21 protein-coding genes are annotated in these 25,916 nt (G+C 65.0%); 8 read left to right on the top strand and 13 right to left on the bottom strand.

What is annotated here, in order from left to right; translation table 11 throughout:
- The first annotated feature begins 3 nt into the window (after positions 1-3).
- The 3 genes from atpD to lepA all read left to right on the top strand — a co-directional run bounded on the left by atpD (position 4) and on the right by lepA (position 3,893).
- A complete protein-coding gene (gene atpD / locus DESPIGER_RS09595; protein WP_072336072.1) occupies positions 4-1,425 on the top strand; it encodes a F0F1 ATP synthase subunit beta in 1,422 nt (473 codons plus the stop codon).
- Positions 1,426-1,434: 9 nt separating this feature from the next.
- Positions 1,435-1,836 (top strand): F0F1 ATP synthase subunit epsilon, encoded by a 402-nt coding sequence (locus DESPIGER_RS09590; RefSeq protein WP_006007261.1) that lies wholly within the window; start codon positions 1,435-1,437, stop codon positions 1,834-1,836.
- A 251-nt stretch (positions 1,837-2,087) separates the two neighbouring features.
- A complete protein-coding gene (gene lepA, locus DESPIGER_RS09585; protein ID WP_072336069.1) occupies positions 2,088-3,893 on the top strand; it encodes a translation elongation factor 4 in 1,806 nt (601 codons plus the stop codon).
- 227 nt (positions 3,894-4,120) lie between these two features.
- Here lepA and DESPIGER_RS09580 read toward each other — a convergent pair whose 3' ends face one another.
- A complete protein-coding gene (locus DESPIGER_RS09580) occupies positions 4,121-5,224 on the bottom strand; it encodes a hypothetical protein (protein ID WP_072336067.1) in 1,104 nt (367 codons plus the stop codon).
- Positions 5,225-5,487: 263 nt separating this feature from the next.
- On the opposite strand from DESPIGER_RS09580, the gene DESPIGER_RS09575 reads away from it, so the two are divergent.
- From DESPIGER_RS09575 to DESPIGER_RS09560, 4 genes are all read left to right on the top strand, one after another.
- Positions 5,488-9,054: an FAD-binding and (Fe-S)-binding domain-containing protein gene (locus DESPIGER_RS09575; RefSeq protein WP_072336064.1), complete on the top strand. Its 3,567-nt coding sequence runs from the start codon at positions 5,488-5,490 to the stop codon at positions 9,052-9,054.
- A 252-nt stretch (positions 9,055-9,306) separates the two neighbouring features.
- Positions 9,307-9,810: an aspartate 1-decarboxylase gene (panD, locus tag DESPIGER_RS09570; protein WP_083575369.1), complete on the top strand. Its 504-nt coding sequence runs from the start codon at positions 9,307-9,309 to the stop codon at positions 9,808-9,810.
- A gap of 420 nt (positions 9,811-10,230) precedes the next feature.
- Positions 10,231-11,541: a malic enzyme-like NAD(P)-binding protein gene (locus DESPIGER_RS09565; protein WP_072336061.1), complete on the top strand. Its 1,311-nt coding sequence runs from the start codon at positions 10,231-10,233 to the stop codon at positions 11,539-11,541.
- Positions 11,542-11,760: 219 nt separating this feature from the next.
- Positions 11,761-12,171: an OsmC family protein gene (locus DESPIGER_RS09560; protein WP_072336059.1), complete on the top strand. Its 411-nt coding sequence runs from the start codon at positions 11,761-11,763 to the stop codon at positions 12,169-12,171.
- A 370-nt stretch (positions 12,172-12,541) separates the two neighbouring features.
- Here DESPIGER_RS09560 and DESPIGER_RS09555 read toward each other — a convergent pair whose 3' ends face one another.
- The 10 genes from DESPIGER_RS09555 to DESPIGER_RS09510 all read right to left on the bottom strand — a co-directional run bounded on the left by DESPIGER_RS09555 (position 12,542) and on the right by DESPIGER_RS09510 (position 22,552).
- A complete protein-coding gene (locus tag DESPIGER_RS09555) occupies positions 12,542-13,570 on the bottom strand; it encodes an FAD:protein FMN transferase (RefSeq protein ID WP_072336057.1) in 1,029 nt (342 codons plus the stop codon).
- Positions 13,563-14,495, bottom strand: a complete 933-nt coding sequence (gene rnfB, locus DESPIGER_RS09550) for an RnfABCDGE type electron transport complex subunit B (RefSeq protein WP_072336054.1) — start codon at positions 14,493-14,495, stop codon at positions 13,563-13,565. The genes DESPIGER_RS09555 and rnfB overlap by 8 nt, the downstream gene beginning before the upstream one ends.
- Before the next feature lie 49 nt (positions 14,496-14,544).
- Positions 14,545-15,120, bottom strand: coding sequence for an electron transport complex protein RnfA (locus DESPIGER_RS09545; protein ID WP_006007240.1), 576 nt, complete (start codon positions 15,118-15,120; stop codon positions 14,545-14,547).
- 27 nt (positions 15,121-15,147) lie between these two features.
- A complete protein-coding gene (rsxE, locus tag DESPIGER_RS09540; RefSeq protein WP_072336052.1) occupies positions 15,148-15,828 on the bottom strand; it encodes an electron transport complex subunit RsxE in 681 nt (226 codons plus the stop codon).
- A gap of 10 nt (positions 15,829-15,838) precedes the next feature.
- Complete coding sequence (gene rnfG, locus DESPIGER_RS09535; protein ID WP_072336049.1) at positions 15,839-16,417, bottom strand: RnfABCDGE type electron transport complex subunit G; 579 nt, start codon at positions 16,415-16,417, stop codon at positions 15,839-15,841.
- A gap of 2 nt (positions 16,418-16,419) precedes the next feature.
- Positions 16,420-17,379 (bottom strand): RnfABCDGE type electron transport complex subunit D, encoded by a 960-nt coding sequence (locus DESPIGER_RS09530; protein ID WP_072336047.1) that lies wholly within the window; start codon positions 17,377-17,379, stop codon positions 16,420-16,422.
- A complete protein-coding gene (locus tag DESPIGER_RS09525; protein ID WP_072336044.1) occupies positions 17,379-18,650 on the bottom strand; it encodes an electron transporter RnfC in 1,272 nt (423 codons plus the stop codon). Before DESPIGER_RS09525 ends, DESPIGER_RS09530 begins: the two co-directional genes overlap by 1 nt.
- Before the next feature lie 10 nt (positions 18,651-18,660).
- On the bottom strand, positions 18,661-19,473 hold the full coding sequence (locus DESPIGER_RS09520; protein ID WP_072337703.1) for a cytochrome c3 family protein: 813 nt from the start codon (positions 19,471-19,473) through the stop codon (positions 18,661-18,663).
- A 275-nt stretch (positions 19,474-19,748) separates the two neighbouring features.
- A complete protein-coding gene (locus DESPIGER_RS09515; protein ID WP_072336041.1) occupies positions 19,749-21,104 on the bottom strand; it encodes an alanine/glycine:cation symporter family protein in 1,356 nt (451 codons plus the stop codon).
- Positions 21,105-21,589: 485 nt separating this feature from the next.
- Positions 21,590-22,552 (bottom strand): glycosyltransferase family 2 protein, encoded by a 963-nt coding sequence (locus DESPIGER_RS09510; protein WP_072336038.1) that lies wholly within the window; start codon positions 22,550-22,552, stop codon positions 21,590-21,592.
- Positions 22,553-22,642: 90 nt separating this feature from the next.
- Between DESPIGER_RS09510 and DESPIGER_RS09505 the strand changes: the two genes are divergently transcribed.
- On the top strand, positions 22,643-23,818 hold the full coding sequence (locus DESPIGER_RS09505; protein ID WP_156831682.1) for a hypothetical protein: 1,176 nt from the start codon (positions 22,643-22,645) through the stop codon (positions 23,816-23,818).
- 213 nt (positions 23,819-24,031) lie between these two features.
- Here the strand turns inward: DESPIGER_RS09505 and pyrE are convergent, their stop codons facing one another.
- Complete coding sequence (gene pyrE, locus DESPIGER_RS09500; protein WP_072337701.1) at positions 24,032-24,592, bottom strand: orotate phosphoribosyltransferase; 561 nt, start codon at positions 24,590-24,592, stop codon at positions 24,032-24,034.
- A gap of 21 nt (positions 24,593-24,613) precedes the next feature.
- Positions 24,614-25,909, bottom strand: coding sequence for an adenylosuccinate lyase (purB, locus tag DESPIGER_RS09495; RefSeq protein ID WP_072336032.1), 1,296 nt, complete (start codon positions 25,907-25,909; stop codon positions 24,614-24,616).
- Between the last annotated feature and the right edge of the window lie 7 nt (positions 25,910-25,916).

Here is a 25,916-nt window from a genome sequence, read left to right as displayed (position 1 = left end):
AGCATGAGCAAAAACATTGGTAAAATCGTCCAGGTTATCGGCGCCGTCGTGGACGTTGAGTTCAGCGACGGACACCTGCCTGATATCCTGACCGCCCTGGAAATCAAAAACCCCAACAACAGCGACGCGCCTGACCTCGTCTGTGAAGTGGCCCAGCACCTCGGTGACAACGTGGTGCGCACCATCGCCATGGACGCCACCGAAGGTCTGGTGCGCGGCATGGAAGTTGTGGATACGGGCAACCCCATCATGGTGCCCGTGGGCAAGGCGGCTGTGGGACGTATCCTCAACGTTATCGGCCGTCCCGTGGACGAAATGGGCCCGGTCAACGCTGAAAAGTACTACCCCATCCACCGTCCCGCCCCCGAGTTCACCGAGCAGAACACCAAGGTGGAACTGCTTGAAACCGGCATCAAGGTCGTGGACCTGCTCGTGCCCTTCCCCAAGGGCGGCAAGATGGGTCTGTTCGGCGGCGCCGGCGTGGGCAAGACCGTTATCCTGATGGAAATGATCAACAACATTGCCAAGCAGCACGGCGGCTCTTCGGTGTTCGCCGGCGTGGGTGAACGCACCCGTGAAGGCAATGACCTGTATAACGAACTGAAAGAAGCCGGTGTTCTGGAGCGCGCCACGCTGGTCTACGGCCAGATGAACGAGCCTCCGGGAGCCCGTGCCCGCGTGGCCCTGACCGCCCTTGCCTGCGCCGAATACTTCCGCGACGAAGAAAACCAGGACGTGTTGCTCTTCATCGACAACATCTTCCGCTTCACGCAGGCCGGTTCGGAAGTGTCCGCCCTGCTGGGCCGCATGCCTTCGGCCGTGGGTTACCAGCCCACCCTGGGCACCGACCTGGGCGCCCTGCAGGAACGCATCACCTCCACCAACAAGGGTTCGATCACCTCCGTGCAGGCCGTTTACGTGCCCGCTGACGACCTGACCGACCCCGCCCCGGCCACCACGTTCTCGCATCTGGACGGTACGCTCGTGCTTTCCCGCCAGATCGCCGAACTGGGCATCTACCCCGCCGTGGACCCGCTGGACTCCACCTCCCGCATCCTCGACCCCAACGTCGTGGGCGAAGAGCACTACAGCGTGGCCCGTCAGGTGCAGATGGTGCTGCAGAAGTACAAGGAACTGCAGGATATCATCGCCATCCTGGGTATGGACGAACTGTCTGACGAAGACAAGCTCACCGTTGCCCGTGCGCGTCGTATCCAGCGCTTCCTGTCCCAGCCCTTCCACGTGGCCGAAACCTTCACCGGTACCCCCGGCCAGTATGTGAAGCTGGAAGACACCATCAAGGGCTTCAAGGGCATCCTGGAAGGCAAGTACGACCATCTCGCCGAATCCGACTTCTACATGCTGGGCAGCATCGACCAGGCCGTGGCCAAGTACGAAGCCCGCATCCAGCAGGAAGCTAAGTAAGGAGCGCCCATGAGCATGCTGCAACTGGAAGTGGTGACACCTGACAAGACCGTTGTCAGCGCTCAGGTGGAAATGGCCGTGTGCCCCGGCGTCATGGGTGAGTTTGGCGTGCTGCCGCATCACGTCTCCCTGCTCTCTGCCCTCAAGATCGGCAACCTTCGCTATACTGAAGGCGGCAAGCAGCACAACGTGTTCATCTCCGGCGGCTTTGCCGATGTGAACAACAAGGTCCTGACCGTGCTGGCGGAATCGGCCGAACTGGCCGAAGATATCGATACCGCCCGCGCCCAGGCCGCCAAGGAGCGCGCCGAAAAGCGCCTGGCCAGCCAGGCCGATGATGTGGACCATGCCAGAGCGGAAGCCGCTCTGCAGCGCGCCGTCGAGCGCCTGCATGTGGCCCAGTTGCGCTAGCGCCTCCCTGATCCGATAAAACAAAGGGGCCGGAAGGAAACTTCCGGCCCCTTTTCGCGTCTTGTGGAAAAGGGCCGCTCCTCCCCCTGCCGCCCCCCATCCTTCTGCTTCCCCTCCCTCCCCCTGCGCCTGCTGCCGGGGCATGGACTTTGCAGCCGGTTGCCGGTATGATGTTGCACTTTTCCGGCAGGGCCACGGCCCTGTCTGCACCTCTTCCCGCGGCTTCCGGCGCGGTCACAGTCACGAGTCCCATGCCCAGTCTGGATCATATTCGCAATTTCTGCATCATCGCCCACATCGACCACGGCAAGTCCACCCTTGCCGACCGCATCCTTGAGCTGACCAAGGTGGTCAGCCAGCGCGAGGCCCGCCAGCAGTACCTGGACAAGATGGACCTGGAACGCGAGCGCGGCATCACCATCAAGGCGCAGACCGTGCGCATCCCCTATGTGGCTGCCGACGGAGAGGAATATGAGCTGAACCTCATCGACACGCCCGGACACGTGGACTTCAACTACGAAGTGTCGCGCTCCCTGGCCGCCTGCGAAGGCGCGCTGCTGGTGGTGGACGCCACCCAGGGCGTGGAGGCCCAGACCCTGGCCAACGTCTATCTGGCCCTGGACCACGACCACGAGATCGTGCCCGTGCTGAACAAGATCGACCTGCCCAGCGCCGAGGTGGACCGCGTCAAGGAAGAGATCGAAGAAGCCATCGGCCTGGACTGCACCGATGCCCTGCCCGTGTCGGCCAAGACCGGCCAGGGCGTGGACGCCGTGCTGGAAGCCATCGTCCACCGCCTGCCTGCGCCTGGCGGCGACCCGGACGGTCCCCTCAAGGCCCTGATCTTCGACTCCTGGTACGACAGCTACCAGGGGGTGGTGGTGCTCTTCCGCGTGGTGGACGGCCGGGTGAAACTGGGCGACATGGTGCGCCTCATGAGCACCGGCAAGGAATATGAAGTGCTGCGCCTGGGCGTGTTCTCGCCCGAGGCCACGGACGTGAAGGAGCTGCACGCCGGCGAGGTGGGCTTCCTCTGCGGCAGCATCAAGTCCCTGGGCGATGCCCGCGTGGGCGATACCATCACCCTGGCGGCCAATCCGGCCACCGAGCCCGTGCCCGGCTTCAAGGAAGTGCAGCCCATGGTCTTCTGCGGCCTCTACCCCTCGGAATCCGATGATTACGAGAACCTCAAGGCCGCGCTGGAAAAGCTCCAGCTCAACGACGCCGCCTTCAGCTTCGAGCCCGAGACCTCCCAGGCCCTGGGCTTCGGCTTCCGCTGCGGCTTCCTGGGCCTCTTGCACATGGAGATCATCCAGGAGCGCCTGGAACGCGAATTCGAGGTGGACCTCATCGCCACGGCGCCCTCGGTCATCTACCGGGTGGATACCACCGACGGCAAGACCCTGGAGATCGACAACCCGGCCCATCTGCCCGACTCCACCAAGATCAGGGCCCTCTACGAGCCCTATGTGAGCATGGACATCCATGTGCCCAACGAATATGTGGGCAACGTCATGAAGCTCTGCGAGGACAAGCGCGGCACCCAGAAGAACCTGCACTACCTGGCCGCCAACCGCGTGGTGGTGACCTACGAGCTGCCCTTCGCCGAGATCGTCTATGATTTCTTCGACCGGCTCAAGTCCTGCACGCGCGGCTACGCCAGCATGGACTACCAGCCCATCGACTACCGCGAGTCCGACCTGGTGCGTCTGGACATCCTGCTCAACGGCGAGCCCGTGGACGCCCTGGCCGTCATCGTGCACCGCGACCGCGCCTATACCTACGGCCGTTCGCTGGCCCTCAAGCTCAAGCGCACCATCCCGCGCCAGCTCTTCCAGGTGGCCATCCAGGCGGCCATCGGCCAGAAGATCATCGCCCGCGAGACCGTGTCCGCCTTCCGCAAGGACGTGACCGCCAAGTGCTACGGCGGTGACATCACCCGCAAGCGCAAACTACTGGAAAAACAGAAGGAAGGCAAAAAACGCATGAAGCGCATGGGCAACGTGGAGCTGCCGCAGGAAGCCTTCCTGGCCGCCCTCAAGGTGGGCGACGACTAGGCGCCGCGTACCGGGCAGGGAAGGGAAAAAGCCCCCGCCGGCGGGCGACCCGGGGGATGCCTGCCCCGGTCCCCTTTCCGGGGCGCGTTATGGACACATCATCACCGGCCGCAGGCCGCGCACGGAACAAGGCCACCCCGAGGGGTGGCCTTGTTCCGTATCGTGACCGAAGGGGACCGGGAAGGCGGGAAAGACGGCCCGAGGGCCTGTCGCATCCCGGCCGGAGGTCAACGGACGGTCTTTTTCTTCCCGGCCGGAGGACGGGGCATCGTGCGCCGGGCCCGGCCTTCCGCGGCGCCGAACACGCAGGCTTCCCGCGCCACGGGCAGGGCGGCCTCGCGGATCTTGCGGCGCTGCCGCCAGGCATCCAGATGCGGCTTGCCGTAAAGCACGCCCTCCCGGGGCTCGGCAGCTTCCGGCACCTTGCCGTAGGACGGGGGCAGATGCTCCGTCTCGCGGGAAGAGGCGGGCAGCTGGGGGCCCCACAGGGCCGCGGGCCGGAAATACCGGGTGGCCCAGGTCAGGGCCAGCACATAGGCGGCCGCGAACAGGCTGGCGGCCGTGTCCCACGGCGGGGTGGCCGAAAGGGCCAGGCGCATCATCAGCGTGCCGATGACGAAGCCGGAATTGCGGAACACGGCATGGAAGGACGGCATGTAGCGCTGCGAGATGAGGACCAGGGCGATGTCCGCAAAGATCAGCACCGTGTAGATGGTCTCGAAAAAGCGCATGTCCTCGCCGGTGTGGATGTGGATCCAGGCATCCCGGATGCCGATGCCCAGAAAGATGACGAACAGCGTCAGCGAGAGCAGCTTCTTGCTGATGACGAAACGCATGCGCATCTCCGGGCTCTGGATGTAGGCGTAGCTGGAGGCCAGCTTCCCGTAGATGCCCAGGGCCACGAAGATGCCCAGGGCCCCCAGCGCCGTGACCGCGATGTGGATGACGGGATCGAGGTTGCCGGCGATGCTCACCGGCTCGGGCAGATGCGCCAGCTCCTTGAAGGCGTTGCGCAGCAGGATCAGGGCCAGGATCTCGAACTGCTTGCCCACGGAGCGCGAAAAGGATGTGGAGATGATGAAGATCAGGCTCATGACCTCCAGCCCCAGGATCAGGGTGAAGGCCAGCTGGATGGCGCTGAAATGGCTGTGGGGCGTCAGCTGGGCCAGGGCGGGCGGCAGCATGCCCTGCCGTTTGAGCTCCACGCAGCACAGGGCCGCCACATAGACCCAGAAAATGACCAGCGCCACCTTGCGCTGGACGTGGGCACGCTCCCAATTGTGGTGCAGCCAGTCAAAAATATCTGTGAGCCATTGCAGCTTGAGCAGCATGTGGAATCTCCTTTCCAGGGATCAGATGTGACGCACAGCATCTTTCAACTTTGGGGAAATGTAAAGAGCACAAGGGATGACAGGCATGACAGGAATCATTCCTGAAATCTGCTCCCTGTCTGGTGAAGACAGCGGCCCCGTCATGGGCGCGTGCTTGCCTTGCGCGGCCAATAGCAGTAAAAAACAAGGTTTCTCCACTTGTGCATCCGGCCCGCCGGGCCCGTGCGCAAGGAAAATGCAGAAGACAACGAGGTACCTACGCCATGGCTCACAAGGGTCCGCACATATCCATCTCACCTGACTATGTGGTCAACCGCATCCTGCGTATCAATATCGACGACTTCGCGGAGTGGCCCGAGTCTGTGCGGCATCTGGCCATTGCCATTGCCGAAGAACTGTTCCTGGTGGCCTACAATCCCTTCATCAACGTGGAGACCGTGCGCAACAGCGTGCACGCCCGCTTCGAACGGGAATCCATGGCCCTGGCCCATTATTTCGCCAACGCCATCGGCGAGGGCATCACCATGTTCTGGTCCGCCTACGAGGCCGAACGCAGCTTCCGCGAAGAGCTGATCTCCACCCTGCGCAACATCCTGCCCGGCGAGTGCATCCTTTCCTCGCCCTCCGCCCTGGTGGCCTCGGCCACGGACGCCACGGACCTGCGCATGGAACTGCCCCTGCTGGTGGTGGAGCCCGACAGCGCCGAACAGGTGGCCGCCCTGGTGAAGCTGGCCAATGACATGAAGTTCGCCCTCATCCCGCGCGGCGGCGGCTCCGGCATGACCGGCGGCGCCGTGCCGGCCCGCAAGCGCACGGTCATCGTCAGCCTCACCCGCCTGACCAAGATCGGCCCCATCGACCTTGAGAACATGACCGTCACCGTGGAAGCCGGCGCCATCACCCAGAACGTCATCAAGGCCGTGGACGCGGCCGGGGCGCTCTTCTCCGTGGACCCGGCCTCCAAGCAGGCCTCGTCCATCGGCGGCAACGTCTCCGAGAACGCCGGCGGCCCCAGCGCCTTCGAATACGGCACAACCCTGGACAACCTGCTCTGGTGGCGCATGGTCACGCCCACGGGCGAGATCATCAGTGTGGAGCGCGAGAACCATCCCCGCCACAAGATCCTGCCCGAAGAAACGGCCGTGTTCGTGGTCAAGGACATCAGCGGCGGCGTGCGCAACGTCATCCACCTGCGCGGCGACGAGATCCGCCTGCCCGGCCTGGGCAAGGACGTGACCAACAAGGCCCTGGGCGGCCTGCCCGGCATGCAGAAGGAAGGCGTGGACGGCATCATCACCGAGGCCTGCTTCATCATCCATCCCAAGCCCAGGTTCAAGCGCGTCATGGTGCTGGAATTCTTCGGCCGCTCCATGCACCCCGCCGCCGTGGTGGTGCGCGAGCTGGTGGGCCTGCGTAACCGCATCCGCCAGGAAGGCGACTATGCCCACCTGTCCGCCCTGGAAGAGTTCAACGCCAAGTACGTGCAGGCCATCGAGTACAAGCGCAAGTCCCAGAAGTACGAGGGCCTGCCCATCTCGGTCATCATCCTCCAGGTGGACGGCGACGACCCCTACCTGCTGGACAAGTGCGTCAACGACATCGTCTGCGTGGTGGAAGAACAGGACAACGTGGACATCATCGTGGCCCAGGACGACAAGGAAGGCGAGCGATTCTGGGAAGACCGGCACCGCCTGTCGGCCATCGCCAAGCGCACCTCCGGCTTCAAGCTCAACGAGGACGTGGTCATCCCCATGGACCGCATCCCGGACTTCGCCCTTTTCCTGGAGCAGCTCAACCTGGAATGCACGGCCCAGGCCTACCGCTACGCCCTGCAGGAAGTGGGCCGCCTGCCCGGCTTCCCCATGGAGGACAAGGAGTTCAACCGTGAATTCTCCTTTGCCTCCAAGGTGGCGTCCGGCGACAACCCGCAGGCCGAGCTTTCCGATACCGAACTCTGGAAGCGGGCCGAGGCCTTTCTGGCCGGCATGGGCCGGAAGTACGCCCATCTGGACAAGAAGATCGGCAAGATCCGTGATTACATGGAAGCCAGCCGCATCGTGGTGGCCAGCCACATGCATGCCGGTGACGGCAACTGCCATGTGAACATCCCGGTCAACTCCAACGACGCCCACATGCTGGAAGAGGCCGAAGAGACCGCGGCCCGCGTCATGGCCGAGTGCCAGGAGATGGGCGGCGAGGTCTCCGGGGAACACGGCATCGGCATCACCAAGATCTCCTTCCTCGGCAAGAGCAAGATGGACGCCCTGCGCGCCTTCAAGGAACGCGTGGACCCCCGCGACGTCATGAACCCGGCCAAGCTGGTGCATCGCGAGCTGCCCGTGCGCCCCTTCACCTTCTCCTTCAACCGGCTCATCAACGACATCCACGCCAGCGGCCTGCCGGACAAGGAAAAGCTCATCAGCCTGCTGTCCACGGTGCAGGTCTGCACCCGCTGCGGCAAGTGCAAGCAGGTCTGTTCCATGTGCTATCCCGAGCGCTCCATGCAGTACCATCCCCGCAACAAGAACATGGTGCTGGGCATGCTGCTGGAGGCCGTCTACTACTCGCAGGTCAACAAGGGCGCCATCGACGACAACCTGCTGCGCTGGCTGCGCGACCTGGTGGAACACTGCACGGCCTGCGGCCGCTGCCTGGCCAACTGCCCGGTCAAGATCCCGTCCGGCGAGGTGGCCCTGACCCTGCGCTCCCTGCTGGAGCACGAGAACGCCGGCGGCCATCCCATCAAGAAGCGCGCCCTGGAATGGCTGGTGCATGACGTGTCGTCCCGCGTGCCCAAGGCGGCCAAGATGGCCTCGCTGGGCCAGAAGGTGCAGAACAAGCTGCTGGGCGTGGTGCCTGCGGTGTGGAAAAAGCGCATGCAGAGCCCCCTCTTCGCGGGCAGCGGCCCCAAGATGGGCTATACCAACCTCTATGAATCCCTGCGCCTGCACCGCGGCTCCGTGTTCGCGCCCAGGGAAGTGACGCCGGGCATGCCCTGCGTGCTCTACTTCCCCGGCTGCGGCGGTTCGCTCTTCTATGACCGCATCGGCCTGGCCGCCATCATGCTGCTGCTGCACACCGGCCACGCCGTGGCCGTGCCGCCGCGCCACCTGTGCTGCGGCTATCCCCTGCTGGCCGCGGGCATGGATACCGAATACGAAGACAACATGGCCCAGAACCGCCAGTATCTGGCCTCCATGCTGCGCAACCTCGCCAAGCAGGGCTTCGACGTGCGCTACCTGGCCACGGCCTGCGGCTCCTGCCGCGACAGCCTGGCCCGCATGAAGCTCAATGAGCAGTTCCCGCAGCTGGAACAGAAGGACGTGAGCCAGATCGTCCTGCCCCTGCTCCAGCACGAGAGCATGGAAGCCCCGGTGGCCCCCGGCACCAGCGTGCTCTACCACGCGGCCTGCCACTGCGAATGGGCGGGCGTGCCCACCCTCAAGGGGCAGTCCCAGCTTACCGGCGCCCTGGAACAGCTCTGCAAGGTCAAGGTCACCACCATCCCCGGCTGCTGCGGCGAGTCCGGCATGGGCGCCGTGACCTCCCCCACCATCTACAACCTGCTGCGCGCCCGCAAAAAGGAACGCCTGGCCAGGGCCTTCGAGCCCCAGCCCCAGACAGGCGCCTGCTACGCCGGGCCCATCCTGGTGGGCTGCCCGTCCTGCAAGATCGGCATCGCCCGCTGCCTCATCCAGCTCAAGGAAAAGCACCCCGTGCTGCATGTGCTGGAATGGCTGGCCAACCAGGTGGACGGTGAGGACCGCCGCCAGCGCTTCCGCCGCCGCGCCAACGAGACCCGCGGCGACGTGCGCATCGTCCAGTGCTAGGCGGGAATGACGACGATGAAATGATATGAGGGGGGAAGGGGACGTTATCTCTGCTGTCGATGCCCGTAGCTTTCTCCGTCGCAACGGGCACGGCCCTGCGGGCCGCCTTCGGCCGCTTCCAGCGGAAAACGTCCCCTTCCCCCTTCATGCTCCCCATCCTGCAAAACCGCCCACAGGGAGCCCGACGGCTCCTCCAGACCCTGCCCGCCGGTACGCGCTGCCGCATGGCGGGCAGGCCCCAAGGGGAACGACATGGAAAGAAAGGAAGTCACCCGCATGCTGGTGGGTGTCCAGCCCCAGGGGCAGGGCACCATCCGCGTCGTAGGCGCCAAGCTGCACGGCATCGTGGTCACGGAATCCAAGCTCAACTACCACGGCTCCATCACCATCGATACCGACATCCTCGAGGCGGCCCGGCTGCTGCCGCTGGAATACGTCTATATCTGGAACAAGCACAGCGGTTCCCGCATCGAGACCTATGTGCTGCCCGGCCCGCGCGGCAGCGGCGTGGTCTGCCTCAACGGCGCCGCGGCCCGTACCTGCCAGGTGGGCGACGAGATCATCGTGGCCTCTTCCCGCGAGATCCCCGTCAGCGACTATCACGACGGCTTTTCCTGCCGCGTGCTGACCTTCGACCAGAGCGGCGAACTGCCCAACCGCGTGGCCGAAAAGCTGGAATACCGCGTGGCCGCCAGGGACGACGGCACGGAATTCGTCATCATGGACATGGCCACCGGCCGGGAATGGATCGGCTAGACATGCCGCCGCGCCGCCTGCCCGGCCCCCTGACGAAAGCGCATTGGGGGAGGATGGGGGCACGGTGAGGGACAAGAGGCCCTTGGCGCCGGCGGGGGACCGCGGAAAGCACCTGCCCTCAGGGCGGCCATGACGGCAGGAAAACCGGCCTGCTTCCCCTGCCCGAAAATCTCCCCCTGCCCCTTGCCCGCACTTGCGAAAGAAGCAACGGATTTTTATACTCATGCGCCGGCCGGGCGGCCGCATGGCAGACAGCCATGCCCCGCGGCCCGGGGCCGAAAACGCCCGTCATGGCGCGGGAGCGCGCGTTTCTCCCTGTCCCGCAATCGGGGCCGTGCGAACGGAAAAACGCTGTCCACGCGGCTGTCAGGGCCCGTTTTTCACAATCTCACCGCTCCAGCCGAGCAGCAGAGGATATTTATGAGCTATACCAAGGAAGATGTCTGGAAATATCATGCGGAGCCCCGCCCCGGTAAGGTGGAAGTGCTGCCCTCCAAGCGGGGCGAGACCCAGGACGACCTGACCCTGGCCTATTCGCCCGGCGTGGCCGACGCCTGCCGCGCCATCGAGGCCGACCCCGCCGCCGCGGCCCGCCTTACCGCCCGCAGCAACCTGGTGGCCGTGGTCAGCAACGGCACCGCCGTGCTGGGCCTGGGCAACATCGGCCCCCTGGCGGGCAAGCCCGTCATGGAAGGCAAGGGCATGCTCTTCAAGATGTTCGCCGATGTGGACGTCTTCGATCTGGAGCTGGCCACCACCGACCCCGATGAGCTCATCAACGTGGTCAAGACCCTGGAGCCCACCTTCGGCGGCATCAACCTGGAAGACATCAAGGCCCCCGAGTGCTTCTACATCGAACAGAAGCTCAAGGAGATCATGAACATCCCCGTCTTCCATGACGACCAGCACGGCACCGCCGTCATCTCCGGCGCGGGCCTCATCAACGCGGCCCACATCGCCGGCCGCACGATGGAGGACATGAAGGTCGTGGTGGTGGGCGCCGGAGCCGCCGGCATCGCCTGCGCCAATTTCTATGTCAGCCTGGGCGTCAAGCGCGGGAACATCTGGATGTTCGACAGCAAGGGCCTGATCCACAAGGGCCGCCAGGACAGGCTGCACCCCACCAAGGTCGCCTTCGCGCAGGAAAAGGACGCCACCCTGGCCGAAGCCATGCAGGGCGCCCATGTGTTCCTGGGCCTGTCCAAGCCCGGACTGGTCACGCAGGACATGGTGCGCAGCATGGCCCCGCATCCGGTGATCTTTGCCTGTGCCAACCCCGTGCCCGAGATCACCTACGCCGAGGCCAAGGCCGTCCGTGACGACCTGCTCATGGGCACCGGCCGCTCCGACTGCCCCAACCAGATCAACAACGTCTCCGGCTTCCCCTTCATCTTCCGCGGCGCCCTGGACGTGCAGGCCACGGAGATCAACGAAGCCATGAAGCTGGCCGCTGCCGAGGCCCTGGCCATGCTGGCCCGCGAAGACGTGCCCGAAGAAGTGAGCCGGGCCTATGGCGGCAAGAAATTCAGCTTCGGCCCCGACTACATCATCCCCAGCCCGCTGGATCCGCGCATCATCGAATGGGTGACGCCCGCCGTGGCCCGCGCCGCCATGGAAAGCGGCGTGGCCCGCGCCCGCATCGAGGATCTGGACGCCTACCGCGCCGGTCTGCGTGAGCGCGTGGCCCGCATGCACCGCCGCGCCGACGCCGCGCGCCTGGCCAACGGCTAGGACTGACAGGACTGACGGCCCCGCTCTTCCGGGGCCCGCACGGGGAGGCAGCCCGGCTGCCTCCCCTTTTTTTGCGTCCCGCTGCCGTCCTGCGGCCTCCCCGGCCCGCATGCGGGCCCGCGGCGCCCCCGGAAGGAACGCGCATCCCCCGGGACCGTCATCCCCCTTGCGTCCGGGAGGCGGACAGGGCATGCTGGGGCAAACAAAAGGAGTTCCCTCATGGCAGACATCACCGCCAGATATCTCGGCGACCTGCGCGTGGAATGCGTGCACCAGCAGAGCGGTACCGTGCTCGTCACCGACGCCCCCAAGGACAACAACGGCAAGGGCGAGGCCTTCTGCCCCACCGACCTCTGCGCCACGGCCCTGGCCGCCTGCGCCATGACCATCATCGGCATCTACGGCCGGAACCACGGCGTGGACGTGACCGGCACCACCATCGAGATCAGCAAGACCATGAGCGCCAACCCGCGCCGCATCGGCAGGATCGAGGTCATCTTCAACATGCCCGACCGTGATTTCTCCGAAAAGGAGAAGGCCATGATCGAACGGGCCGCCCACACCTGCCCCGTGCATCTGAGCCTGCACCCCGATACCGAGCAGGTCTTCACCTTCAAGTGGAGCCGCTAGGGGACACGGCTCACGACATGACAACAAAGGGAGGACGACGTCCTCCCTTTGTTCGTGCCGTGCGAAGCCCCCGGAGGTGGCGGATCAGGCCGCCCTCCCCCCGGATGGCCCGGCGGCCGCCAGATGTCGCCGGCCTTGCCGTGTCCTCGTGCCTCCCTTTGCCTCCCCTCCGTGGCCGTGCGGCTGGAGGCCGCGACAGCTCCGCCGGGAGGCCGCGGCCCGGATACCGGGAGCGGACGGGGACGCACAGGCGCCGGCGGCGTTTCCGTAACGCCACCGGCGTGACGGCCCGCTGCCCCATCCCCCATTCCATGCGAAAGCCCGTCCCCCTTGCGGAGGACGGGCTTTCGGCATCCATGAACGATCATGCTCAGGCTTCCGCAGGCCAGCGGCGCGAGACCTGCAAACGGCCGTCCCGGCGCAAGAGGCCGCAGGCGCAGCCCGAAAGGCTGTCGGCCAGGGCCAGGGCTTCCCCGGCGGGCAGGACGGACAGGCCCGTGGCCAGCGCATCGGCCTGCATGCAGGTGGCGGCCAGCACGCTCATGCTGCCCAGCACGGGGCTGCGCCCGGTGGACGGATCCAGCAGGTGGTGATGGCGTCCCCCGGCGTCATAGGTCACCTCGTAGCCGCCGGAGGTGGCGATGGCCTGGTTGTACAGCTCCAGCACCTGCGGATAGTGGCCGCGCTTTTCCGGGTCTTCCACGGCCACGCGCCAGGACACGCCCTGGGACTTGTGGCCGCGCGCCAGGATGTCGCCACCGGCATTGATGAGATGGTTCTCGCAACCGGCGCGCAGCAGCACGGCGGACATGGCATCCACGATATGCCCCTTGGCGATGCCGTCCAGGGTCAGGCCCATGCCCTGCCGCCCCAGGCGCATCCCGTCGCGGCCGGCATAGACGGCATCGGTATCCACCAGGGCCAGGGCCTCGCGCAGGTCGCTCTCGGCCAGCTCCAGCTCGCCTTCGGGATTGCTGCGGCTCTCCAGCAGGCGCACCAGGGGCAGGACCGTGGCATCGAAGGCGCCCCCGGTCAGGTGGCAGATGCCGTGGGCCCGCTGCCAGACGTTGAGCAGCTCGGGCGGCACGTCCCGCAGGCTGCCCTGGCTGTTGAGCACGCCCAGGGGGGCCGCCGCGTCATGCCGGGTGAGCAGGGCCTCCAGACGGCGCCCCTCGGCAAAGGCCAGGTCCATGGCATCATGGGCCTGGGTGGACGAGGAGCAGGCCACGGTGATGCTCACCATGGTGCCCATGAACAGGGCCGTCTGCTGCACGGGCGCGGCAAAGCGCGCCACGGCCCGGGCGGGGACGGGCTCCAGGACGGAGGCCGCTCCGGCCAGCAGCAGGCCGCTGCCGGCCAGCGTCCAGCGCAAAAAATCTCGGCGAGAGGTCTTAGGCATTGCAGTTCTCCTGTGCGGGGCGGTCGTTCTTTCCGGTCACAGGCACGGTGCCGCCCCCAGCGGCGCCGTCGCCATCGCTGTCATCCTTCATCCTGGCCACGTTGGCGGCCTCGATGCCCGTGGGGCAGGTACGGCGCAGGATGTGGCGGGCACAGGCCTCCACGCAGGCCTCACCGCAATCGGGCCCGTAAGAGACACACTTGATCTGGTCCACCACCATGCGGCCGTCCACGTTGCTCACGGCCTTGGCCGGGCAGGCCTTGGCGCAGCGGCCGCAATTGATGCAGCCCGCGTCACAGACTTCGGTCACGGCACGCAGCTTGTCGCGCGTGTTGCAGAACACGGCCACGCGGTGACGGCGCGGCACCAGCTCCAGCACCCCGCGCGGGCAGGCCGACACGCACATGCCGCAGCCCGTGCAGCGGGAAACGTCCACGCGCACCACACTGTCCTTGACCTGCATGGCGCCGAAGGGACAGACCTGCACGCAGTCACCAAAGCCCATGCAGGACCAGTGGCAGGTATCGGTGCCGCCGCGCAGCATGGCCGCCGCCGCGCAGGAGGGCATCCCCTGGTACTGGTAGCGCAGGGCCACGTTGCCGGCCAGCTTGTCACAGCGCCGCAGCGAGAACAGGGGCTCCGCCTCGGCCACGGTCTTGCCGGTCAGCTCGCCCACGGCGATGGCCGTGTCGGCACCGCCCGCGCAGCATTTGTTGGCCGGGATGTCGGGATCGGAGACCACGGCCGCGGCGTAGCCCTCGCAGCCGGCAAAGCCGCAACCACCGCAGTTGGCGCCGGGCAGGACCTCCAGCACGGCCTCCACCCGCGGGTCTTCCTTGACGTAGAAGACGCGCGAGGCGATGGACAGCAGGATGGCGGCCACGAGCCCCAATCCGAACAGGGTGATGATGGAAACGAAAACCATATATGCCTCTCCTTGCCGCCCAGCGGCAGTCAAAAGCCCGTAGTCCGCGTTATTGCGCCATGCCCTTGAAGCCCATGAAAGCCAGCGACATCAGGCCGGCCATGATGAGGGCGATGGGCGTCCCGGCCATGGCCTTGGGCAGGCGGCAGGTGTCCAGCCGCTCGCGGATGCCCGCCATGAGCAGGAGGGCCAGGGTGAAGCCCACGGCCGAGGCCGCGCCGTACAGTACGGAGGTGAGCAGGTCGTATTCCTCGCGCTGCACCAGGATGGCCACGCCCATGACGGCGCAGTTGGTGGTGATCAGCGGCAGGAAGATGCCCAGGGCCGCATACAGGGGCGGCACCATCTTCTTGAGGAACATCTCCACGAACTGCACCAGCGAGGCGATGACCACGATGAAGACGATGGTCTGCAGATAGCCCAGGCCGAAGGGCTCCAGCACGTACCGCTGCATGAGCCAGGTGCAGGCCGTGGCCACGATGATGACGAAGATCACCGCGCCGCCCATGCCCAGGGCCACGCCCTTTTCCTTGGAGCAGCCAAGGTAGGGGCAGTTGCCCAGGTACTGGGCCAGCACGATGTTGTTGACGAAGATGGCCGAGATGAAAAGCTGGAAGATATCCATACGCGCATCCTTGCGAAAGCCCGCGGGCTACTGTTCCTGACGCTGCTGGATCATGCTGCACGCCTTGCAGCCGCCGCAGCTGGAGGTTTCCACCATCTGGCCGCCCTTGCGACGGGACTGCCAGACATTGATGACGTTCATGCCCGCCAGGATGAGGCCCAGGCAGATGAACGCGCCGGGGGCCTGGACCATGATGGTGAACGGCTGGAAGCCGTCCCACATGACCGGGTTCCCGAACCAGGTGCCGTTGCCCAGGATCTCGCGCAGGGAGCCCAGGAAGGTCAGCGAGATGGTGTAGCCCAGGCCGATGCCCAGGCCGTCGGCCACCGAGGCGGCCACGCCGTTCTTGGCGGCGAAGGCCTCGGCGCGGGCCAGGATGATGCAGTTGACCACGATGAGCGGCACGAAGATGCCCAGCTGCTGGTAGAGCGGGTAGGCATAGGCCTGCATGAGCAGTTCCACCGCCACCACCAGCGAGGCCGCGATGACGATGAAGCAGGCGATGCGCACCTTCTTGGGGATGATGCCGCGCACCATGGAGATGATCATGTTGGAGAGCACGAGCACGAAGATGACCGCCGCACCCATGCCCAGGCCGTTGTTGGCGGAGTTGGTGACCGCCAGCGTGGGACACAGACCAAGCACCAGCCGGAAGGGCGGCAGGTCCTTCCACAGCCCCTTGGTGAATTCTTGCATGACGCTGCTCATGGCTGGCTCCTTATTTGTTGCCCCAGGTCTTGAGGATTTCAGGCTTGAGGGCCTTGTAGGCCTCGGCGGCCAGGTTCACGGCCGTCACCGCTCCCGAAGAGGAGATGGTGGCGCCGGAGACGCCGTCGATGCTGCCCCCCTGGCTCTTGAGGCCCACCGGCGCGGCGATGCCCCTGAACTGCCCGGTGAAGCCGGGCTCCGCGATGCGCATGCCCAGGCCGGGCGTCTCCTTGAGGGTGGTGGTGCCGATGCCCGCCAGCGTGTCGTTGGCCACATTGAAGCCCACCATCACGCCCACGTCACCGCCGTAGCCCTTGCCCTTGGCTTCCAGGGCCACGCCCACCAGCTTCCCGTCACGCATGGCGGGGAAGACCAGCACCCGGCCCTTCCCGGTCTCGAAGGCCTTGCGGTCGGCGATGGGCTGGTTGTCGATATTGGTGAACACCCCGGCAATGGCCGGTCCCTGCACATAGGTCAGCACCTGTTCCTCGATGACGGGCGCAGTAACCATCTTGAGGTAGGACAGGGCAAAGCCCGAAAGGCCGCACAGGGCTGACAGGACGACGATCATTCGCAGGATATCGGCCATGGCTAGCGCACTCCAAAAGGTTTGGGCCGGATGGAATCCAGCAGCGGGGCCACCAGATTGGCCAGCAGGATGGCAAAGGGCACACCGTCAAGGTAGATGCCGTACTTGCGGATGGTCATCACCAGCGCGCCGCCCAGCAGGCCGTAGAGGAACATGGACAGGGGACGCGACGGCGCGTTGGCCGGATCGGTGATGAGGAAAAAGCCGCCCAGCATGACCGAGCCCGTGCACAGGTGGAACAGGGGCGAGGCATCGGTGGCGGGACTATTCATGCAGAAGAGCGCGGCCAGACCGGCCACCCCGGCAAAGAAGCCCAGGGCGATCTGCCAGCGGATGATGCCGCGGGCCGCCAGCAGGGAGCCGCCCAGGAAGAGCGCCCCCACCTGCCCGGCGCCCAGGCCGCTGATCTGCTGGCCCAGCAGCAGGTCCTGCAGGGGGATGCGGCCGGCATCGGCCCAGCCGAAGAACTTGAGCCGCACCAGCGGGTCCACCATGGACGCGGCATTGAGCTGCACGGCATTGGGCTCCATGAACAGGGGGAAGGAGACGAAGAGCACGGCCCAGCCCACCACGGAGGTGTTGACCGGGTTGGCGCCCAGGCCGCCGAAGGCCATCTTGCCCAGGCTGATGGCGATGAGCGGCGCCATGACCGCGATCCACCAGGGGGCGTCGGCCGGCAGCATGAAGGCCAGCAGCAGGCCGGAACAGACGGCCGTGTAATCGTCGATGGCCAGCTCGCGGCCCATGAGTTTCTGACAGGCGGCCTCGGTGAGCACGGCCACGGCCACGCACAGGGACATGACGCGCACGGCGGGCAGCCCCCAGGTCCAGACGGCCCCGATGACGGCAGGCAGCAGGGCCGCAAGGGTCATCAGGCTCTGGCGGCGCACGGTGCGCCCGCAATGCCAGTACGGCGGGGCGCTCATGGCCAGCAAAACGGAAGATTGAGCGGCAGCGGGCATCAGTTTTCTCCTTCCTTGACTTCGGCGGCAGGCTGCGCCGCGGGACGCAGCTCCCGTTCTTTCAGACGGCGGGCCTCATCGGCCTGGGCCAGCTTGTGCTTGGCCAGGCGGATATATTGCAGCACCGGACGGCGGGCGATGCAGACATAGCCGCACAGGCCGCATTCCAGACAGCAGTCCACATGTTCCTCGCGGCAGCGCTCGTGCAGGGCGAATTCCGCGTTGCGGCTCAGCATGCTGGGGCTCAGGCGCGCGGGACAGATCAGCACGCAGGCGCCGCAGTTGATGCAGGGGCTGTGGCCTTCCATGGGCGGCACGGTGCCGGCCTCCACCACGAAGACGCCCGTGGACCCCTTGGTGATGCTGCGGTCCAGGCGGTCGATGCTCTCGCCGCGCAGCGGGCCGCCGCGCACCAGGGTATCGCCGCTGTTGAGCGTGATGTGGGCGAATTCCAGCAGCTCGCCCAGCATGCTGCCTTCCTTGACGATATAGTTGCCGGAGTGGGTATAGCTGCCCAGGGTGATGACCGACTCGATGAGCGGCAGGCCCGTGCGGGCCACGCGCCCCAGGCTCCAGACATTGTGGAGCCCCACCACGCCCACGCCCTCGGGATGCTCCTTGCCGGTGATGCTCTTGACCAGCAGGGCATTGACGCTGGCGGGATAGCGCGCCGTCACGCGCACCACCTCCACATCGTCGAAATGCAGGTGCAGCTCGCTGGGCACGGCCAGCAGGATGCGTCTGGCCGGGGACAGGCGGCGCAGCACGGCCAGACCGGCCCGCAGCGTGCTCTGATGGGTCAGCAGCATGGGCTCGGCCCAGGTGACGCCGGGATCGGGGTTGAGGCCGTTGATGATCAGGGTCTCGCACTGCTGCCCCAGGCTCTTGGTGTTCAGGCCCAGGCTCTTGAGCAGCACGGCCAGGTCCTGGCCCGTCCGTTCGTCGTTGAGCAGGTCCACCTTCTCCACGCCGGCGGCCAGGGCGCGCAGGTCCTCGTCAGGCTCGATGGCCTCCACGAAGAGGCTGCGTTCGGTCACGTCGGTGATGCGTCCGAAGATGGGCGAGAACGCGTCCCCCTTGAGCGGTGAAGGGTGCACCGCCAGGCGCATGCGCGGATACACGAGCGCCTTCTTGGTCACGCCCTCCACGAGCTTGTAGCCCTCGCGGTTGAGGCGCACACGGCGCGGTTCCGGGCCGTCGCTGTAGCGTTGCGTCACCCCGTACACCAGGTGGAAACGCGGGTCCTTCAACATCTGGAATACTTCTTTCATACCCGCCTCGCTACTTGGTATGGCACTGGGCACACTTGTCCTTGCCGAAGGGGCCCTTGCCGAGCTTTTCATGACAGCCCATGCACTGGCCGTGGAAGGCATCCATGCGGCCGGGGATCAGCTTGTCCGGCGTTTTCTTCGTATGGCAGACCGTACAGTCGGCATACAGGGAGCTCACCTTGCCCTTCACGGCCGCCGCATCCTTGCGCGTGGGCTTCAGCGCATGGCAGGAGGCGCAGTCCCTGGCCTTGCCGAACAGGTCCTGATGGCAGGTCACGCAGCGCGCGTGCACGGCATCGGCCAGCACGGGCGGCGTGCCGGGCTCGGCGGCCTTGCCCGTCGGCCGGGCCCCGGCGTCATGGCAGTTGGCGCAGTTCTGCGGTTCGGGCTCGATGTCCGTATCGGCATGGTGGCACGAGGTGCAGTCCACGCCGAAGTCCTCGCTGTGCTGCCGGTGCCCCCAGTCCCTGGCCGCCAGCTCGTAATGGTGGCAGGTCACGCAGCTTTCCGCCGGATAGCTCTTGGCATGTCCCGCCTTGAAGGCATCGTCCAGGGCCACGCCGTGGCAGCTGGCACAGGCCATGGCCTTTTCGGGCGTCTTCTCCAGGCTCTCGTGATGGCAGGTGGCGCAATCTTCCTTGAGCAGACGGCTGTGCTTCTGGTGGTCGAAGACCACGGGCCCGCCTGCGTTGTCGAACAGGATGCGACGCGTGGCAGGTTCCTTGTCCCCCGCGACCGGGCCTGCCGGCAGCAGATAGCCGGCGATCCCCGTCACAGCCAGGACGGCCGTCAGGATGGCGATGGAAAGGTAACGTTTTTGCAATGCCTTGCCCCTCTTCCAAAAGGTGAACGGGATGGGAGCCTCCGGCACCGGGCGGCAGTCCGTCATGCCAGTACTGCCGCGGAAGCGCCGCTGCGCCCTTGCCAGCTCCGCAGCCTTCTTTCCGGCGGCCCTTCCGGCGGAAAGGCCGTTTCCAGGGTGAGCGCCAAGACCAGCTCCCTGCTGGCAGGGAGCCCCGGCCCGAACGAAGGCTGCCTTCCTCAGGCGATGTCATGGAATATGTGCAAAGGGCGGGCCCGGGGGCCCGCCCCCCATGCCTATACGACGAAACGTCTGTCCCGGGCCACTTCATCCCGCACGATCTTGAACAGCACGGGACTCAGCAGCAGGACGCCGGTCAGGTTGGGCAGCGCCATCAGGGCGTTGCAGGTATCGGCCAGGAGCCACACGGCATCCAGGGCCAGGACGGAACCCACGCCCACCGCCAGGCAGTAGAACAGGCGGAAGACCATCTGGGCCCGGTCGCCGAACAGATAGATGGCGCAGCGTTCGCCGTACACGCACCAGCCGAGGATGGTGGTGAAGGCGAAGAAGGTCAGGCAGATGGTGACCGCGAACTGGCCCACACCGGGCAGGGCCTGTTCAAAGGCCATGGAGGTCATCATGCTGGCCGCGGAGGAGCCGGCGGTCCAGGTGCCCGTCACCAGGATGACGAAGCCCGTCATGCTGCAGACGATGATGGTGTCGATGAAGACGTCGAGCATGCCGATGGAGGCCTGCACCAGCGGGGTCTCGGCCGTGGAAGCCGCATGGGCCATGGGCGCGGTGCCCAAGCCGGCTTCGTTGGAGAAGATGCCGCGGGCCATGCCCTGGCGGATGGCCATCATCACCGTGGCGCCCACAAAGCCGCCGGTGGCCGCCGTGGGCTGGAAAGCATCGGAGATCACCCACCAGAACACGGAGGGGACCTTTTCGATGTTCATGCCGATGATGAGCAGGCACATGAAGACATACATGATGGCCATGAAGGGCACGATCTTGCCCGCCACGGCGCCGATGCGGCGCACGCCGCCCAGCAGCACGGCCACGCACAGGGCCACCAGGACCAGGCCGCACAGCCACGCGGGCAGGCCGAAGGTGCCGGAGATGTTGTCAGTGATGGCCTTGGCCTGCACCATGCCGCCCGTGCCGATACAGGCGCAGATGCCGAACACGGCAAAGCAGGTGCCCAGCCAGACCCACTTGGGGCCCAGGCCGTTCTTGATGAAATACATGGCGCCGCCCACCCAGTTGCCGGCGGGGGTCTTTTCACGGAAATGCACGGAAAGCAGGACTTCGCTGAATTTGGTCATCATGCCCACCAGGGCCGTGACCCACATCCAGAACAGGGCGCCGGGGCCGCCCACGGCGATGGCCAGGGCCACGCCCACCACGTTACCGGTACCGATATCGGCGGCCAGAGCAGTCATGAGGGCATTCCACGGCGAGATCTCGCCGTGTTCGGACTGATGGGACCGCCCCTGCCACAGGCACTTGTAAGCTCGTACCCAATTGCGAAAGGAGAAAAAGCGCAGCGCTATGTTCAGATAGATGCCCGTGCCTACCAGCAGCACCAGCATGACCGGGCACCACAAAAAGCCGTTAAAGGTTTCCAAAAGCTTGTACAGCTCCACTTTTCCATCCTCCCGGGGCTCGCCCCTGTCCTCTCGTTGATATCTTCCGCCCGGACAGCCCTCTGCATCCTGACGGAATGTCCGTGCCACAGCGGATGGCACAAAGACACGCTAGCACGCTTTCAGCATCGCTGCAAAGGGCCGCTCTCTGCTTCATGCCGATTTTGCAGGAAAAAACGCGTACCTTGTTACGCAATGCACATGCTCACGCCATGACTGTTTACACAAACAGTCAAAACTCTTTCCGCATATTTTAAGAAATAACGAACAAGCCAAACAAATAAACATCATCAAACTGTATATAACACAAAATATACTTTAATTTTTTTTGTTACTGCGTCAAAAGTACATCGAAAATTGAAACAGACATGCGTCCAGCCATCTTCTCCATCAATGTGACAAACTTTTTCAGTCTGCACATTTCCGGCAGCTTGGCGCCATCACATTTCCCGGGACTCCCGGGAAAAATTTTCCGTAAAAAATTTTTAAAAATTTTTTCCCTGCTGCCTTTTCCCCCTGTCATCCATGCCGATACGGCGCCGGACCACATACTGGGGCCGCCCCTTGACCTCCTGGAACACCCGCCCGAGGTATTCGCCCACGATGCCCAGAGAGCACAATATCAGGCCGCCAAGGCACAGCGTCACCACCATCAGCGAGGCATAGCCCGGGACCTCCACGCCCCGGACCAGCGTCCTGAAGACCAGGAATCCCGCATAGGCAAAGCCCGCCAGGGCCACCACGATCCCCAGATAGCTCCACAGGCGCAGGGGCAGCGTGCTGAAGGAAGTGATGCCGTCCAGGGCGAAGTTCCACAGCTTCCAGCCCGGCCATTTGCTGCTGCCGGCCACACGGGCCGGACGCTCATACGCCACGATGGCGCTGCGGAAGCCGACCCAGCCGTACAGGCCCTTGGTGAAACGCACACGTTCCGGCAAGGCGTTCAGGGCATCCACCACCACGCGGTCCATAAGGCGGTAATCCCCGGCATTGGCCACGACCCGTCCCCGGGTCAGGCGGCTGAACAGGCGGTAGAACAGCCCGGCGCTCACGCGCTTTGCCCAGCTGTCCGCATCCCGGCGGGAACGCACGCCGATGACCATCTCATACCCTTGTTCCCACCGGCGCAAGAATTGTTTGAGCAGGGCCGGCGGGTCCTGCAGGTCCACGTCCATGGGCACGACGGCATCCCCCCGAGCGGCCTGCAGACCGGCCGCCAGGGCCAGTTCCTTGCCGAAATTCCGGGAAAAGGAGATGCCCCTGACCCGGGGGTCCCTGGCATGGAGGCCCTCGATGATCTCCAGCGTCCTGTCCGTACTGCCGTCATCAATGAACAGGATCTCCACATCATACGGCTCATCATGCAAGACGTCCTGCACGGCATCGTAGAACAGCGGGATGGCCTCTTCCTCATTGAGGACCGGGACGATCAGGGAAATCAGTTTCATCTTGTCTCCTCATATGTCTCTGCGTATAGTCATGGGTTATACGGACAGAGGGATACACGATACCAAGCCTGGATGGGGGACCTGCCTGCCATGCGTCAGTCCGCCGACAATGTTCTTGCCCTGAGCCTGTTTTTTCTCTTTTTTGCAGACTTTGTCCATTCAGCGATCTGCTTTTACAACGCGTTCCCCAACGGCTACGTCTGGGGAGAGCTTTTCATCAAGTACACTGACGGCCCCGTGCGCCGGGGACTGACCGGGTATCTGCTGTACAAGAGCGCAGCTTTTTTGAACATCCATGTTTTCTGGACGCTTTTTGTCTCAACGGTCTACATGCTCTTCTTCATAAGAGCATATACGTTCATCCGCTCATCCGTAAGCTATTTCTTCACCATCATCCTGTTCTTTTCCCCGGCCCTGCTGGCCTTCCTGGTCAAGGATCCCGATCTTTACGGCCGCAAGGACATCCTGTTCCTGGGCCTGCTGACCATCATCATGGCAAAGGCCGGCGCCATCATCATCGCACCGGAAAAACAGGGAAAGGCCTGGCTGACCATCGCGCTGTGCTATCTTGTGGCGTTCCTCGTCCACGAGATCACACTGTTCTTTTCCCTGCTGCCGGCCCTGCTCGTCCTGCGGGCCGGCGGGCGCCACAGGCTGCCCGTGCTTGCCGCCATCGGCAGCGTTTTTCTGCTGAGCGTCCTTTTTGCCGTCCATTTCCAGGGGACGGAAACCATGCGTGAGGCCATGTTCCGCGACTGGCAGGCCCTCATCCCGGATTTCACCACACAGGGGGGCATGCGCTTCATCGGCAAGGACCTTTCTTCCCATGCCACGCCCTTCCCCTGGCTCCGGAACTACAGCCTGCGCCTTTCCTACATCGCCGCCTGGCTGCTGGCCCTGCTCCCCCTGGGGCTGCTCCTGTATGTTTACCGCTTCCACAGGGTCTGCTCGGCCGTCCTGGGCCGCAGCATGACCTGGCTGGCCTACGGATGCGCGCTTTTCCCCGCCGTGGCCCTGACCTTCACGATCAACGATTTCGGCCGGATGATCTCCTACAGCTGTCTGATGTTCCTCTTCTTTGTCCTGCACATCCTGCGCATCTACCGCGATGCCAACGGCGACCTGCCTGTCCGCCCCTGCTTCACGAAGCTGCATTTCGCCAATACGCCTGTCCTCATCGGCAGCCTGTATTACCTGCTCTGCTGGAAGCTCTACCATTATGTCCCGCTGAGCATGGAGCCCCGCATCATCTCCCTGTCGTTCTGATCCCGTGCCGTCAGGGTATGATGGGCGCGGCCCTTCACGGACGGCCCCCCTGCCGCAGCCCGCGGCGGGGCCGCCCTGGAGAGCGGCCCGACGCCGGGGGCCGTGCTTCCCGCCGGGAAGCACGGCAAGCAAAAAGGGCAGCCCGAAGGCTGCCCTTTACCGATCAGTGTATGCCTGTCCGGGACAGGCCCCGGCGCGGGAGCGGTGACGGCCCTAGGCGCGGGCCATCTCCACCAGTTCCTTGCGGGTGAAGAGGGAGTGCAGTTCGTAGCCGGCTTCCTTCAGCTTTTCGCGGCCGCCTTCCTCGCGGTCCAGGATGCAGCACACGGCCACGATGTCCAGACCGGCGGCGCGCACGCGGTCGCAGGCCTTGAGCAGGGAGCCGCCGGTGGTCACCACGTCTTCCAGCATGGCCACCTTGTCGCCGGGCTTGAAGTTGCCCAGGCCTTCCACGAACTGGCCGGTGCCGTGATCCTTGGCTTCCTTGCGCACCAGCAGGCCGTTGAGGGGGCGACCCAGCTCGTGCGAGATGGCGGTGGTGGCGGAGACCAGCGGGTCGGCGCCCATGGTCATGCCGCCCACGCCCACCACGGGCACGTCCTTGAGCAGGTCGTTGAACAGCGTACCGATGAGCCAGGAGCCTTCGGCATGCAGGGCGGTCACGCGGCAATCGAAGTAATAGTCGCTGCGGCGGCCGGAAGCCAGGACGAAGTCGCCTTCGCGGTAGGACTTTTCCACCAGCAGACGGGCCAGACGACGCTTGATCTCCAGGATGGACTGCTGCACGGGGGCCTCCTAGTTGCCGAAGACGCGCTTGTAGATGACGTCTTCGTATTTAAGGTAGTAGGTGGGGTCGAAAAGTTCGGCCAGCCGGGCATCGCCCAGGCGTTCATGCATGTCGGGATCGGCTTTCACCAGTTCGGGGAAGGACTTGCGGGTCTCCCAGCTCTGCATGGCCAGGCGCTGCACGGCCTCATAGGCTTTCTGGCGCGGCAGGCCGGTGGCGATGAGGGCGGTGAGCACGCGCTGGGAGAAGTACAGGCCGTAGGAACGTTCCATGTTCTCCTTCATGCGCTCGGGCTTGACCACCAGGCCGTCCAGCAGACGGCACAGGCGGTTGAGCACATAGTCGGCCAGGATGGTGGAATCGGGCATGATGACGCGTTCCACGGAGGAATGGCTGATGTCGCGCTCGTGCCACAGGGCCTGGTTCTCCATGGCGGCCAGGGCATTGCTGCGGATCAGGCGGGAAAGGCCGGCCATGTTCTCGGCGGAGATGGGGTTCTTCTTGTGGGGCATGGCCGAGGAGCCCTTCTGGCCCTTGGCGAAGCCTTCTTCCACTTCCAGCACCTCGGTGCGCTGCAGATGGCGCAGCTCCACGCACAGGCGTTCGATGCCGCCGGCCATGATGGCCAGGGAGGTGAAGAAATGGGCGTAGCGGTCGCGCTGCACGATCTGGGTGGAGTGCGGATCCACGGCCAGGCCCAGACGGGTCAGGGCCTTTTCTTCCAGTTCGGGGGAAAGGAAGGCGTAGGTGCCCACGGCGCCGGAGATCTTGCCCACGCGCACGCTCTCGATACCGGCCTTGACGCGCTCCAGATGGCGCTGGAACTCGGCATGGAAGCCGGTCATCTTGAGGCCGAAACTGGTGGGTTCGGCGTGGATGCCGTGGGTGCGGCCCATGCAGAGCACGCCCTTGTGCTTGCGGGCCAGGGCTTCGAGGGAAGCCAGCACCTTTTCGATGTCTTCCACGATGAGCTTGCCGGCCTGCATGAGCAGATAGCCGTTGGCGGTGTCCACGATGTCGGAAGACGTGCAGCCCAGATGGATGTAACGGGCGTCGGGGCCCACCTTCTCTTCCAGCGAGGTGAGGAAGGCGATGACGTCATGCCGGGTGGTCTGCTCGATCTCGAGGATGCGGTCCACATCGATATCGGCCTTTTCCCGGATGGTCTTCACGGCCTCGGCGGGCACGCGCCCCAGTTCGGCCCAGGCTTCGCATACGGCCACTTCCACGGCCAGCCAGGCGCGGTAACGGTTCTCCAGGGTCCAGATGCGGCCCATGTCGGGCCGGGTGTAGCGCTCAATCATAGATACC

Source organism: Desulfovibrio piger (genome assembly GCF_900116045.1).
In the GTDB taxonomy this organism is placed as follows: domain Bacteria; phylum Desulfobacterota; class Desulfovibrionia; order Desulfovibrionales; family Desulfovibrionaceae; genus Desulfovibrio; species Desulfovibrio piger_A.
This window is presented reverse-complemented; position numbering and strand designations above follow the sequence as displayed.